Source organism: Roseateles sp. DAIF2, assembly GCF_015624425.1.
GTDB lineage: Bacteria > Pseudomonadota > Gammaproteobacteria > Burkholderiales > Burkholderiaceae_C > Kinneretia.
This window is the reverse complement of record NZ_CP049919.1, coordinates 2637371-2650263: the sequence shown is the minus strand read 5'-3', so window position 1 is coordinate 2650263 and position 12893 is coordinate 2637371. Positions and strand designations below refer to the sequence as shown.

Here is a 12893-nt window from a genome sequence, read left to right as displayed (position 1 = left end):
GACGACGATGCGGCCTTCCAGCTCCTCCATGCATCTGCTCGGCCTGGCGCTGCGCCATGCCAACCTGCCCGCGCTGTCGGCCTGGCCCGAGCGGCTGCAGGCGCTCGCCGAGGGCCGGCTGCCGCCGCTGCCCGACGCGCAGCGCCTGCCCGAGCCGGCCGGCCATCTCGGCCAGTACGGCGTGCCGCCGATCTACCGGCCCTCGATCCACCGGCTGCAGCTGCACCTGCTGGAGCTGGCCGACGCGGCCCTGGCCCAGGCCGAGGCGGCCGGCGTCCCGCTGGACCGCGAGCATTGCGATGTGCTGTTCGTCACCGCGCTGGGCCTGAACCGCAGCTTCGAGAACGAGGCGCGCATCTCGGCGCTGCGCTGGGCCGCCGAGGCCTGGGCCGACGAGCCGCAGGCCGCCGAGCTGCTCGGCGCCTGGCGCGACCGGCTGGAGCAGGACTTCGTGGCCAGCTCGCACGACAAGGTCGGCGAGATGGCCAGCGCGATGGCCGCGCGCATCGCCGGCCATTTCCGGCTGCGCGGCCGGGTGCTGGCGCTGGAGGCCCAGGAGCATGGCGCGCTGGAGGCCCTGCGCAGCGCCGCGACCGGCCTCGAGCAGGGCCGCGCCGGCCAGGTGCTGATCGTCGCCGCGCAGACCCTGGACAGCCCGCTGTGGCAGCGCCACCCGGTGAGCGCCGCGCAATGGCGCGAGGCCGCCTGCGCCCTGCTGCTGGGCTCGAACCGCCAGGCCGAGGGCGCCCTGGCCCGCCTGCGGCTCGATGCCGGCGAGGCCGGCACGGCCATGGGCCTGGAGCTGCGGTTGGACGACCAGCCCCTGGACCTGCAGGCCCTGGGTGGCTACACGCATGCGGTGCAGCCGCTGCTGGGCCTGGCACTGGCCGCGCAGTTGCCGCGGCAGGCAACCCTGCTGGGTCGCGACGGTGCCGGCCAGGCCTGGCGCCTGGGGCTGGAGCCGCCGCAGGCCGCCCCGGCGCCCGCCTGGGCCGAGCCGGCCGCGGTGGCGGTGCTGGCCTGCGGCGCCGCCTTCGGCAGCACCCGCGGCAGCGCGGCCTACTGGCAGGCGTTGCGCGAGCCCGGTCATGGCTTTCGCGCGCTCGATCCGCAGCGCCACCAGAGCGCGCTGTTCCTCGACCCGCGAGCCACCCATGCGATGGCCTACTACATCGACCGCGCCAGCCATGCCGCCCTGCCGGCCGAGCTCGAGGGCAGCGGCGCGGTGCGCGAGCTGGCCCGCCATGCCGCCGCCGAGCTCTGGGCCCAGCCCGGCCTGGAGGGCGAGGCGGATACGGCGCCGCTGCTGGTGCTGTGCGCCTCGACCCTGACCCTGCCCGGCGAGCGCCAGGCCGGCGCGCGCGCCCTCCTGCCGCGGCTGCTGGCGATCCTCGCGGAGCTGGGCGCGGCCACCGGCTGGGCCGAGCCGCTGCGCCAGCGCCTGGCCGAGGGCCTGGCGCGCCGCATTGAGGCGGCGGGCGTGGCGCCCGAACTGGAGCGCCTCGCCGCCAGCGACATCGCCCGCGCCGCGGCCGACGGGCGGCCGGCCCGCGTGCTGGCGGTCGAGGCCGCCTGCGCCAGCTCGATGGCCGCGCTGGACCTGGCCCTGGACGCGCTGCGCGGCGGCGAGGTCGAGCGCGTGCTGGTGCTGGGCGTCGAGCTGCCGGTCAATGTCAGCGACCTGCTGATGTGCTCGGCCCAGCGCATGCTGGCGCCGGGGCTGATGGCCAGCTTCGGCGTCGAGGCGGCCGGCTTCACGCCCGGCGACGGCGCCGGCGCCGTGCTGCTGACGCGCGCCGACCTGGCGGCCCGGCGCGGCCAACCGGTGCTGGCACGGCTGCTGGCGGCCGGCGCCAGCACCGACGGCAAGTCGCTGATCGCGCCCAATGTGGCCGGCCAGACGCGCGCGATGCGTCGCGCCTTCGCCCAGCTGGAGGCGCAGGGGCTGATGCCCTCGGCGCTGCAGTTCGTCGAGACCCATGGCACCGGCACCCTGATCGGCGACGAGGTCGAGACCCGCTCGCTGGCCGAGGTCTATGCCGGCTGCGCGCAAGACCTGGCCCTGGGCGCGCTGAAGTCCAAGTTCGGCCATTGCTTCGCCGCCGCCGGCATGGCCAGCCTGATCAAGATCCTGCTGGCGCTGCGTCACGAGCAGCTGCCGCCCAACCATTTCGAGCGCCCGCTGAAGCCCGAGCTGGGCTGGCCCGCGCATGGCTTCGATCCGCTGCTGCAGGCCAGGGACTGGCCGCGCCGGCCGGATCGGCGCCGCCGCGCCGGGCTGAATGCCTTCGGCACCGGCGGCATCAACTATCACCTGCTGCTCGAGGAGGCCTGAGTGAACTTCGCCCCGACCCCCGCCCAGCAGGCGCTGCAGGCCCGCATCGCGGCGCTGGCGCCGCTGCTGGCCGATGAACAGCTGCAGGCGCGCGACCAGGCCGCGCAGTTCTCGCGCAGCCTCTGGCAGCGCCTGTGCGACGCCGGCCTGCACCTGCTGCCGGTGCCCGTCGAACAGGGCGGCGCCGGCCTGGGCGCGCTGGACCTGGCGCTGTGCCTGGAATCCCTGGGCGAGCATTGCCAGGACACCGGCCTGGTGTTCGCGCTGGCGGCCCATCTGTGCGCCTGCATCCATCCGCTGGTGTTCTTCGCCAGCCCGGCCCAGCAGCAGGAATGGCTGCCGCGCATCCGCAAGCAGGGCCTGCTGGGCGCGCACGCGATCACCGAGCCGCAGGCCGGCTCCGACATCGCCGCGATGCGCACCCGGGCCGAGCGCCACAACGACGGCTACCTGATCAGCGGCCACAAGTGCTACATCAGCAATGCGCCGGCCTGCGACTTCATCGTGCTGCATGCCCGCACCGGCGACACCGGCAGTTTCCTGGACTACAGCAGCTTCGTGCTGGACCGCCACACGCCGGGCGTCAGCATCAGCACCCGGCCGCACGACAAGGTCGGGCTGCGCAGCACCGAGATGGGCGACATCCTGTTCGACAAGGCCTGGGTGCATGAGTCGCAGCGCATCGGCGGCGAGGGCGGCGGCGGCCCGATCTTCCAGGCCAGCATGGGCTGGGAGCGCTGCTGCCTGTTCGCGATGTACCTGGGCACGATGAAGCGCCAGCTGGCGCGCTGCTGCGCCCATCTGGAGACGCGCCAGCAGTTCGGCCGGCCGCTGATCGAGCAGCAGGCGCTGGCGCACCGCCTGGCCGAGATGCAGCTGCGCTACGAGTCCGCGCGCCTGGTCTGCCTGCAGGCGGCCTGGTCGCTGGACCAGCCCGAGCGGCGCGGCGACGCGACCCTGGCGGCCAAGCTCGCGGTCAGCGACGCGGCCCTGCGCAACAGCCTGGACGCGCTGCACCTGCATGGCGCCCTTGGCGTGCTGAGCGGCGAGGTCGAGCGCGATCTGCGCAATGTGCTGCCGGCCAGCCTGTTCTCCGGTAGCACCGAGGTGCTGAAGAACCAGCTCGCCCAGCAATTGCGCAGCGAATTCAAACGCAAACCACGCGGAAGGTCCTGAGATGCAGACCCTGGTCGGACAAGCCGTACTCGGCAAGGAGGAACTGCTGGAGGCCGCAGGGCTGATGGTGGAGTTCGAGCGCGCGCAGGGCGACCTGCTGTTCCGCCGCGATGCGGACGGCCTCGAGCAGCCGGTGCTGGACCTGGTGGGCGGCTTCGGCTGCACCCTGCTGGGCCACAACCATCCGGAGCTGAGCGCGCTGCTGCGCAGCTGCCTGGAGCAGCAGCGCCCGGTCCATGCCCAGGGCTCGCGGCGCCAGCGCGCCGCCGAGCTGAAGCAGAGCCTGGCCGACTACCTGCAGCAGCATGGCGGCGAGCGCTACCGCATCTGCCTGCTGAACACCGGCACCGAGGCGGTCGAGGCCGCGCTCAAGCATGCGCGCTACGCCTACTCGCGCCGGCTCGAGCAGATTGCGCAGGATTGCAGCGCCAACACCCGCGAGCTGCTGGTGCGGCTGGAGCGCGGCGAGCTGCAGATCGACGCGGCCCTGCTGCAGCAGGGCGAGCGCCTGCTCGGCCAGGAGCCGCTGGACAACCTGGACGAGCTGCTGGCCGCGCTGGCGCGGCGCAATCTGCAGAACCTGTCGGCCGCGCCGCAGATGGCCGCCCTGCCCTATGCCTTCCACGGCAAGACCCTGGGCTCGCTGGCCCTGACCTGGAACCGCGACGCGCGCCTGGCCTTCCTGCGCAACAACGAGGACGCGGTGTTCGTGCACGATCCGGCGGCCTTCCTGCAGCAGCAGCGCGAGCAGGCGCTGCGCTACTACCAGTTCGAGTTCCAGCCGCTGCGCCTGGTCGAGCGCCGCACGCCGCGCCTGGCCGGCCTGATCTACGAGCCGCTGCGCGGCGAGGGCGGCATCCTCGAGCTCGACGCGGCCAGCCGCGAGCTGCTGCTGGAGCTGCGCGCGGCCCATCCCGAGGTCGCGCTGATCGCCGACGAGGTGCAATGCGGCCTCGGCCGCACCGGCCGCCCGATCGAGTCCGCCGCCCAGGGCCTGCCGGCCGACTACCTGACCTTCGCCAAGTCGCTCGGCGGCGGCCTGTGCAAGATCTCGGCGCTGGCGGTGCGCGAGTCGCTGTACCACACCGAGTTCGGCATGCTGCACAGCTCGACCTTCGCCGAGGACGACCACAGCGCCATCATCGCGCGGCGCAGCCTGGAGATCCTGCAGCGCGACGCCGTGGCGCAGCGCTGCGCCGCGATCGGCACCGCCTTCCTGGAGGGCCTGCAGGCGCTGCAGCAGCGCCATCCGGCCCTGATCCGCGCGGTGCGCGGCCGCGGCTGCATGCTGGGCCTGGAGCTGCAGGACCTGAGCGAACACAGCTCGCCGCTGCTGGCCAGCCTGGCGCAGGAGCAGCTGCTGGGCATGGTCTGCGCCGGCCATCTGCTGCATGCCCATGGCGTGCGCGTCCTGCCCTCGCTGGGCCGGCGCTCGGTGTTGCGCATCCAGCCCTCGGCCTATCTCGAGCCGGCCCAGCTGCAGCAGGCGCTGCGGGCGCTGGGCGCGCTGTGCGAGGCACTGGCGGCGGTCGACCTGCGCGTGCTGCTGGCGCATCTGCTGGCGGGCGGCTTCACCCCGCCCAGCCTGCGCCCGCGCGCCCTGCCCGAGGCGCCGGCCGAGCCGCGCGAGGGCGGCGTCGAGCGGGTCGGCTTCCTGGCCCATCTGATCGATCCGCAGAGCGTGCGCGAATGGGAGCCCGGCCTGGCCGGCTTCGACGACGAGGCCCTCAGCGAGCTGCGCAGCCGCGTGCAATGGGCGCTGGAGCCGCAGCTGATCGCCAGCCGGCGCGTGCGCTCGCCGCTGGGCCGCGAGGTCGAGCTGCGCCTGTACGGCATCATGATGGACTCGGAGAGCATCGAGGCCGATGTGCGCTTCAACCGCGCGCAGCAGATCCGCCGCCAGGTGCACCATGCCTACCAGCGGGCGCGCGAGGAAGGCTGCGGCCTGGTCGGCTTCGGCGGCCATACCTCGATCGTCACCGCCAACTGCACCGACTTCGAGTACGAGCATCCGCCGGTCACCACCGGCAATGCGCTGACCGTCGCCTCCAGCCTGGCCGCCACCCGCGCCAGCGCCGCGCGCCTGGGCCTGAAGCTGGCCGAGGCCGGCGTCGCCATCGTCGGCGCCACCGGCAATATCGGCCAGGTGCATGCGCTGCTGCTGGCCGGCCAATGCCGCCAGCTCTGGCTGCTCGGCCGCCCCGGCAGCGAGGCGCGGCTGCAGCAGCTGCGCCGCGACATCGCGGCCGAGCTGCTGCGCCCCGGCGCGGCGGCGCTGGCGCCGGATAGCCCGCGCGCCGAGGAGCTGGCCGGCTGGCTGGCGGCCCAGGGGCCGCAGCCCGGCGTCCAGGCCCTGGCCGACTGGCTGGGCGAGCGCGCCTGGGTGAATCTGGGCAGCGACCTGGCCGCCTGCCGCGCCGCCGACATCGTCATCAGCGCCTCCAGCAGCGCCCAGCCGCTGCTGCGCGCCGAGCATTTCGCGGCCGAGAGGCCGGTGCTGGTCTGCGATGTCGCGGTGCCCGGCGACGTGGACCGCGCCAGCGTTGCCGCGCTGCCCCGGCTGCGCCTGATCCGCGGCGGCGTCGTGCACCTGCCGATGGCGCCGCGGTTCGAGCTGCCCGGCATGCAGCTGGAGCCCGGCCAGATCTATGCCTGTGCGGCCGAGACCCTGCTGCTGGGCCTGGCCGGTATCCGCGCCGACTTCAGCAAGGGCCCGATCCGCCCCGACCAGGTGCGCGAGATCGAGGGCCTGGCGCGCCTGCACGGCTTCGAGATCGACCATGAAAAACGCATCGCCGCGTTCTGAGGGCCGGGCATGTCGATGAGGATCGAGGCGATGCTGTCCCGGCTCAAGCCGCTCCTGGCCCTGGCCGCGTTGGCGCCCTCCTCGCACAACAGCCAGCCCTGGCATGTGCGCGCGCTGTCGCTGCTGCAGGAAGGCGAGCCGGCCGACGAGGCCCAGCTGCAGCTGAGCCCGGGCTGGCCGCTGGCCCTGTGCCTCGAGCTGGACCATCAGCGCCGCCTGCGGGCGCTGCCCTCGCTGCAGCGCGAGATGCTGATCAGCCTGGGCGGCTTCGCCGCCATCCTGCTGAACCTGCTGCGCCTGTCGGGCTGGGCGGTCGAGGCCTGCAGCATGGGCCGCCACACCAGCGGCGTGCTGCTGCGCCTGGGCTCCGGCCCGCGGCCCGAGCGCGCCGACCCGGCCGCGCTGGCGCGGCTCACCCAGGCCCTGCAGCGGCGCCAGACCGAGCGCGGCCCCTACCGCGCCGAGCAGCCGCTGCGCTTCGACTGCAACGAGCGCCTGCTGCCGCATGGCCTGGGCCTGTCCAGCGCGACCCAGCATTGGCGCCTGCTGGACGATGCCGCCGGCCGCGGCGCCGTCGCGGCCTTCTATGCCGAGCATGCGGCGCGCGACCTGCTGCACCGCTCGGCCTGGAGCGAGACCTACGCCCATCTGCATTTCGGCGCCGACACCGATGCCGCCGCCGGCGCGCAGCAGGGCATCGCGATCGAGCGCCTGTTCGGCCCGATGAGTCCCTGGCGCCGCCGCTCGCTGCAGCTGCTGCTGCATCCGGCCCTGGTCGCGCGCCTGGGTCCGCGCGGCATGGCGGCCCGCGTCGGCGCCACGCTGCAGGCCCTGATCGGCAGCAGCCCGGCCCTGCTCTACCTGGCCGGGCCGCCGACGCATGAGCCGGCCGCCGCGCTGCTGCAGGCCGGCGCCCGTATCGCCGATCTTTGGCTGCTGGCCGCCAGCCACGGCCAGGCCCTACATCCGCTCAGCGTCGCGCTGCAGCACGAGGACCTGCGCCGCCGCCTGAGCGGCCTGCTGGGCTGCAGCGAGGAGCTGCTGTTCATCGCCCGGGCCGGCACGCCGCGCGAGCCCCTGCCCGCGCCGCGCCACCGACGCCGCCCGCCCGAAGCCTTTCTGACCGCCTGAACTCATGAACGCTCGACCCGCCTTCCCGCATCGCCCGACCCGCCGCCTGTGGCTGCAGCAGGCCCTGGGCCTGGCCATCGTCCCCGCCTGGGCCCAGGCGAACGCGCCCGTCGGCGATGCCCAGCTGTCGCGCTGGATCCAGGCCGCCGAGCGGGTGCTGCGCGGGCGCAGCTCCGCCGCGGTGATGAAGATGCAGATCCAGCGCAGCGACTACCAGCGCGAGTACGACCTGCTGGTGCTGAGCGACGACCGCGACGAGCAGAGCAAGGTACTGATCCGCATGCTCGGGCCGGCGCTGTGGCGCGGCAACGCGACCCTGAAGGTCGGCGAGCGCATCAGCATCTACGACCCGCGCACGCGCCGGGTCACCGTGATGGGCAGCTCGATGCTGGCCGACCAGTGGATGGGCAGCCATTTCACCAACGACGACCTGATGCGCGAGACCGACCTGGCCCGCCACTACAGCTACGAGCTGCAGCAGCGCGTCGCCGAGCGCGACGAGCTGGACCGCCCGGTCGAGCGCCTGAGCCTGCAGCTGCGCCCCAAGCCCAACGCCCCGGTGGCCTGGGGCCGGGTGCAGTACCAGCTGCATCTGCGCGACGGCGACGCGGTGCTGCCGCTGCAGGTCGACTATTTCCGCCGCGCCGGCGATGCGCAGGCGCAGCGCTCGCTGCGCTACAGCCGGCTCGCGCCGATCGACGGCCGCCCGCTGCCGCTGCGCCTGACCATGCAGGCCCTGGACAAGCCCGGCGAATACACGCAGATCGACTACGCCCGGCTGAAGTTCGACAACGACTTCGGCGCCGACGACTTCTCCGAACGCGCGCTGCGCTGAGGCCCCGATGAGCAGCACCCTGTACCGCATGGCCTGGCGCAACCTGGGCCGCAACCGCCGGCGCAGCCTGGCCACCGGCCTGGGCCTGGCGCTGGCGCTGGCCCTGTGCATGGCCACCTTGGCGATCATGGACGGGCTCAGCCGCGACCTGATCCGCGGCACCACCGACGGCGAGGTCGGCCATCTGCAGATCCATGCGCCCGGCTATCTGGACAGCCGCAGCCTGCGCCTGAACGTGCCGGCCGACGCCGCCGCGCTGGGCGCGCTGCGGCAGCCCGGCGTCGAGGGCGTCAGCCCGCGCCTGTTCGCCTACGCGCATCTGAGCCATGGCAGCCGCTCGGCCGGCGTGCAGCTGTTCGGCCTCGATCCGCGGGCCGAGGCCGGCGTGACCCGGCTGCAGGACAAGCTCGCCGGCGGCCAGTGGCTGGCGCCCGAGCCGACGCCCTGGGCCGCGCCGCGCGCGCTGGATGCGCGCCAGCAGGCCGAGGACCGGGCGCTGACCCAGGCCGCGATCGACGCCGCCTTCGAGGCGGTGACCGGCGGCCGGCGCCCCGCCGCCGCGCCGGACGAGCGGCGCAGCCTGGACCTGGCCGAGCAGCTGGCGCCGCGGCCCGAGCGCCGCCCCGGCGTGGTGCTGGGCGTGCGGCTGGCCGCCAATCTGGGCCTGCAGCCCGACACGCAGGGTCGCTGGGGCCAGACCCTGAGCCTGCTGGTCGAGAGCGCGCAGGGCGTGCCGAGCAGCCTGGAGCTGGAGCTGCGCGGCGTGGTCGCCACCGGCCTGGACCACCAGGACCGCAGCCGCGCGCTGCTGCATGTCGCCGACCTGCAGCAGATGCTGCAGCTGGGCGGCCGCGCCCATGAGATCGCGCTGCGCCTGCTGGAGCCGGCCGAGGCCGATGCCCGCGCCGCCGCGCTGCAGCAGCGCCTGGGCGCGCAGCAGCAGGTGCAGAGCTGGTCGCAGCTGCGCCCGGACGTGCTGGCCCTGATCGCGGCCAACCAGGCGCTGATGGGCACCCTGGTCTTCATCGTGTTCCTGATCGCCGGCGTCGGCGTGCTCAACACCATGCTGGTCAGCGTGATGGAGCGCCAGCGCGAGCTGAGCCTGCTGAAGGCCCTGGGCCTGGCACCGGCGCGCGTGCTGGGCCTGGTGGCGGCCGAGACCCTGCTCTTGTGCCTGAGCGCCGGCGCCGCCGGCCTGCTGCTGGGCCTGGGCCTGAGCCTGTGGCTGCAGACCCAGGGGCTGGACGTGTCGGGCTTCGGCGAGTTCAGCCTGTCCGGCGTCGGCATGGCGCCGGTGCTGCGGGCCCAGCTGGGCCCGCTCAGCGCGCTGCTGCCGCTGGGCCTGCTGCTCTTGATCAGCCTGTTGGCCTCCCTGCTGCCGGCCGCCTGGGCCGCCCGGCTGCTGCCCGCCACCGGCCTGCGCGCCACCTGAAGGATCCGTCCGATGCTTGCCCACCGACTCGCGCTGCGCAACCTGCTGCGCCACCGCCGCCGCAGCGGCCTGACCGTTGCCGTCATCGTGCTGACGATGGCCCTGCTGACCTGCTTCATGGGCCTGTCCGACGGCGGCCACCGCGCGATGATCGAGGTCGGGGTCCGCATGGGCCTGGGCCACCTGATCGTCGGCCAGCAGGGCTACCAGCAGGACCCCAGCCTGTCCCGCCTGATCGCCGACGGCCCGCAGGCCCGGGAGGTGCTGCGCGAGGTCGCCGGCCCGAGCGTGCGCGCGGTGGTGCCCCGGCTGCGCTTCTCGGCCATGGTGCAGGCCGGTCCGCAGCAGGTGGCGGTGAGCGTCTCCGGGGTTGACCCGGCGCATGAGGTCCGGGTCTCCGGCATCGCCGACAGCCGTGCCATCGTCGAAGGCCAGACCCTGGCGGCGCGGCTGCAGCAGCCGCGCGCCGGCGCGCTGCCGCCGCTGGTGCTGGGCCAGCGCCTGGCCAAGGCGCTGGACGTGCGCCTGGGCGACCGCGTCACCCTGACCGTCAAGCCGCGCGAGGGCAGCGGCTTCGCGCGCGCCGCCTTCGAGCTGGTCGGCATCTTCCACACCGGCCTGCAGGAGCTGGACGCCTTCTGGGTCGAGCTGCCGCTGGACGCGGCGCAGCGCCTGGCCGGCGTCGGGCCGGACGTCAGCCAGCTTGCCTTCTACCTCGACGACGAGCGCGAGCTGGCGCCGCTGCAGCAGCGCCTGGGCGAGCTGCTGAAGGCACGCGGCTGGGAGGCGCAGCGCTGGATGGATGCGGCGCCGGAGCTGAACTCGGCCGTCGCGCTGGACGCGGCGGGCATGGCGCTCCTGATGGTGATCGTGATCGTCGTCGTCGTGGCCGGCATCCTCAACACCGTGATCATGTCGGCGCTGAAGCGGCACCGCGAGTTCGGCGTGATGCTGGCCCTGGGCGGCAGCCCCGGCCTGCTGGTGCGGGTGGTGCTGCTGGAGGCCCTCTACCTGGCCGGCGCCGGCCTGGCGCTGGGCCTGCTGCTGGGCGGCGCCGCGCATTGGCATTTCGCCAGCGAGGGGCTGAACTTCCGCGAGGTCTTCGGCACCAGCCTGGAGGCCGGCGGCGTGCTGCTGCCCGAGCGTTTCTATTCGCTGCTGGACCCGCTCAAGCTGGGCGCGGTCACCGCCCTGGTGCTGCTGCTGACCCTCGCGGTCAGCAGCTATCCGGCGCTGCGCTGCGGCCGTCTCAATCCCATTCAGGCAATCCACGACCATGGCTGATCCCGTTTTTCTGGCCCAGGGCCTGCACAAGACCTTCCAGCAGGGTTCGCTGCAGGTGCAGGCGCTGCGCGGCATCGACCTGCGCATCGACGCCGGTGAATTCGTCGTCATCGCCGGGCCCTCCGGCTCCGGCAAGTCCACCCTGCTCAATATCCTGGGCCTGCTGGACAGCCCCAGCGAGGGCCGGCTGCAGTTCGCCGGCCAGGACATGGCGGGCCTGCCGCAGGCCGAGCTGTCGCGGCTGCGGCGCGACCGGCTGGGCTTCGTGTTCCAGGCCTACAACCTGATGCCGGTGCTGACCGCGCTGGAGAACACCGAGATGGTGATGGAGTTCCAGGGCATGCCGGCCGAGCAGCGCCGCCAGGTCAGCAGCGCGCTGCTGACCCAGCTGGGCCTGGCCGAGCAGATGCACCGCTACCCCGACCAGCTCAGCGGCGGCCAGCAGCAGCGCGTCGCGGTGGCGCGCGCGATCGCCAGCCGGCCGCGCGTCGTGATCGCCGACGAGCCGACCGCCAATCTCGATTCCGCCAGCGCCACCGCGCTGATGGACCTGATGGTCGGCATCAACCGCAGCCAGGGCGTCAGCTTCGTGTTCAGCTCGCACGACCCGCATGTGATCCAGCGCGCACGCCGGGTGCTGACCCTGCGCGACGGCCGCCTGGTCTCGGACGAGCTCCAGGGCGGCGCCACGCCGCCGGCCCCGCCGCAGGGCGCGCGCGGCAGCACCGCCCATGCGGTGGTCTGAATGGCGGCCGGCGCTGCTGCTGCCGGGCCTGCTGCTGGCCGCCGCGGGCCTGGGCGCGCAACCGGCCGATCCGACGGGCGAGGCATCCGGCATCGAGACCGGCGCCCTGCTCTGGCTGCGCGGGCTGCAGCTGTCCGGCGAACCGGTGCCGGGGCAGCGCCTGGCCAATGCGCAGCTGCGCCTGCAGGCCGAATCCGGCGCCGGCGAGCTGCGTTCGCCGCGCTGGGTCGCGCATCTGGAAGGCGGGCTGTGGCGCAGCCGCCGGCCCGAGGGCTGGGCCTGGCTGGAGCCGGCCGCCAGCGAGCGCGGCTGGCAGACGCCGCGGCCGCGGCGACGCGCCCGCGAGGCGGCCAGCCTGCAGCTGGACTGGGCCTATCTGGAGGGCCGCGACGCGCACTGGCAGTACAGCCTGGGCCGGCAGCCGATCAGCCGCGGCCTGGGCCGGCTGTGGTCGGTGCTGGACCTGCATGCGCCCTTCCAGCCCACCGATCTGGAGCGGCTCTACAAGCCCGGCGTCGATGCGCTGTGGCTGGAGCGTCAGCTGGGCCCGGGCCTGGCAAGCCAGAGCCTGATCAGCCTGCGCCGCGAGGCCCCCGACGCCGGCCGCTCCGCGCATTGGCAGCAGGGCCTGGCCTGGCAGGGCGAGCAGGCGCTGGGCCAGCTCTGGCTGGCCGGCCGCAGCGGCCAGCGCCTGCTGGGCCTGGGTGCGCAGCGCCTGGACTGGCTGGGCGGCGACTGGTACGCCGAGCTGCTGCTGCACCGCGACGACCGGGCCGCGGGGGCCGACTGGCAGCGCCGCCTGCTGCTCGGCGCGCAGTACCGGCTCGCGCCGCGCCGCGTGCTGGGCGTGGAGCTGCTGCAGCAGAGCGAGCCCGCGGCGCGCGCGCTGCCGCGGCTGGGTGGCGGGCGGCACTACCTGGCCGGCACCTTGGGCTGGGAGCTGCATCCGCTGCTGCAGCTGGACCTGCTGCTGCTGCGCAATGGCAGCGATGCCAGCGCCCAGGGTCTGGCAGCGCTGAAGTGGCAGGCGCGCGAGGCGCTGGAGCTGCGCGCCAGCTGGAGCGCGCCGCTGGCCGGCGGCCCGGGCAGCGAGTACCGCCGCCAGGGCCGCGTCCTGCAGCTGAGCCTGCTGCTGCATTACTGATCACG

The 12893-nt window shown here is 74.3% G+C and carries 9 protein-coding genes; all 9 read left to right on the top strand.

Features of this window, described 5'->3' with window-relative positions:
* Positions 1-7 precede the first annotated feature (7 nt).
* Genes G8A07_RS12220 through G8A07_RS12180 form a run of 9 tightly spaced genes read left to right on the top strand, consistent with a single transcriptional unit; the run spans position 8 to position 12888 of the window.
* The gene (locus G8A07_RS12220) at positions 8-2335 is read left to right on the top strand and encodes a polyketide synthase (RefSeq protein WP_195797253.1); all 2328 of its coding nucleotides are present in this window, start codon (positions 8-10) and stop codon (positions 2333-2335) included.
* Positions 2336-3511: an acyl-CoA dehydrogenase family protein gene (locus G8A07_RS12215; protein ID WP_195797252.1), complete on the top strand. Its 1176-nt coding sequence runs from the start codon at positions 2336-2338 to the stop codon at positions 3509-3511.
* A 1-nt stretch (position 3512) separates the two neighbouring features.
* Positions 3513-6317, top strand: coding sequence for an aminotransferase class III-fold pyridoxal phosphate-dependent enzyme (locus G8A07_RS12210; RefSeq protein WP_195797251.1), 2805 nt, complete (start codon positions 3513-3515; stop codon positions 6315-6317).
* Positions 6318-6326: 9 nt separating this feature from the next.
* Positions 6327-7448, top strand: coding sequence for a hypothetical protein (locus tag G8A07_RS12205; protein ID WP_195797250.1), 1122 nt, complete (start codon positions 6327-6329; stop codon positions 7446-7448).
* A gap of 4 nt (positions 7449-7452) precedes the next feature.
* Entirely contained in the window at positions 7453-8283 is an 831-nt protein-coding gene (locus G8A07_RS12200; RefSeq protein WP_195797249.1) for an outer membrane lipoprotein-sorting protein, read from the top strand.
* 7 nt (positions 8284-8290) lie between these two features.
* Entirely contained in the window at positions 8291-9715 is a 1425-nt protein-coding gene (locus tag G8A07_RS12195) for an ABC transporter permease (RefSeq protein WP_195797248.1), read from the top strand.
* A gap of 12 nt (positions 9716-9727) precedes the next feature.
* Positions 9728-10999 carry an FtsX-like permease family protein gene (locus G8A07_RS12190; RefSeq protein WP_195797247.1) on the top strand — a complete coding sequence of 424 codons (1272 nt, stop codon included), beginning with the start codon at positions 9728-9730 and terminating at the stop codon, positions 10997-10999.
* Positions 10992-11744 carry an ABC transporter ATP-binding protein gene (locus tag G8A07_RS12185; protein ID WP_195797246.1) on the top strand — a complete coding sequence of 251 codons (753 nt, stop codon included), beginning with the start codon at positions 10992-10994 and terminating at the stop codon, positions 11742-11744. Before G8A07_RS12190 ends, G8A07_RS12185 begins: the two co-directional genes overlap by 8 nt.
* A complete protein-coding gene (locus tag G8A07_RS12180; protein WP_195797245.1) occupies positions 11731-12888 on the top strand; it encodes a hypothetical protein in 1158 nt (385 codons plus the stop codon). Before G8A07_RS12185 ends, G8A07_RS12180 begins: the two co-directional genes overlap by 14 nt.
* Positions 12889-12893 lie beyond the last annotated feature (5 nt).

What these genes read in the sequence shown, in the direction of transcription:
- G8A07_RS12220 (WP_195797253.1), top strand. Translation starts at nt 8, where the DNA reads ATGCGGCCTTCCAGCTCCTCCATGCATCTGCTCGGCCTGGCGCTGCGC.
- G8A07_RS12210 (WP_195797251.1), top strand. Translation starts at nt 3,513, where the DNA reads ATGCAGACCCTGGTCGGACAAGCCGTACTCGGCAAGGAGGAACTGCTG.
- G8A07_RS12205 (WP_195797250.1), top strand. Translation starts at nt 6,327, where the DNA reads ATGTCGATGAGGATCGAGGCGATGCTGTCCCGGCTCAAGCCGCTCCTG.
- G8A07_RS12200 (WP_195797249.1), top strand. Translation starts at nt 7,453, where the DNA reads ATGAACGCTCGACCCGCCTTCCCGCATCGCCCGACCCGCCGCCTGTGG.
- G8A07_RS12195 (WP_195797248.1), top strand. Translation starts at nt 8,291, where the DNA reads ATGAGCAGCACCCTGTACCGCATGGCCTGGCGCAACCTGGGCCGCAAC.
- G8A07_RS12190 (WP_195797247.1), top strand. Translation starts at nt 9,728, where the DNA reads ATGCTTGCCCACCGACTCGCGCTGCGCAACCTGCTGCGCCACCGCCGC.
- G8A07_RS12185 (WP_195797246.1), top strand. Translation starts at nt 10,992, where the DNA reads ATGGCTGATCCCGTTTTTCTGGCCCAGGGCCTGCACAAGACCTTCCAG.
- G8A07_RS12180 (WP_195797245.1), top strand. Translation starts at nt 11,731, where the DNA reads ATGCGGTGGTCTGAATGGCGGCCGGCGCTGCTGCTGCCGGGCCTGCTG.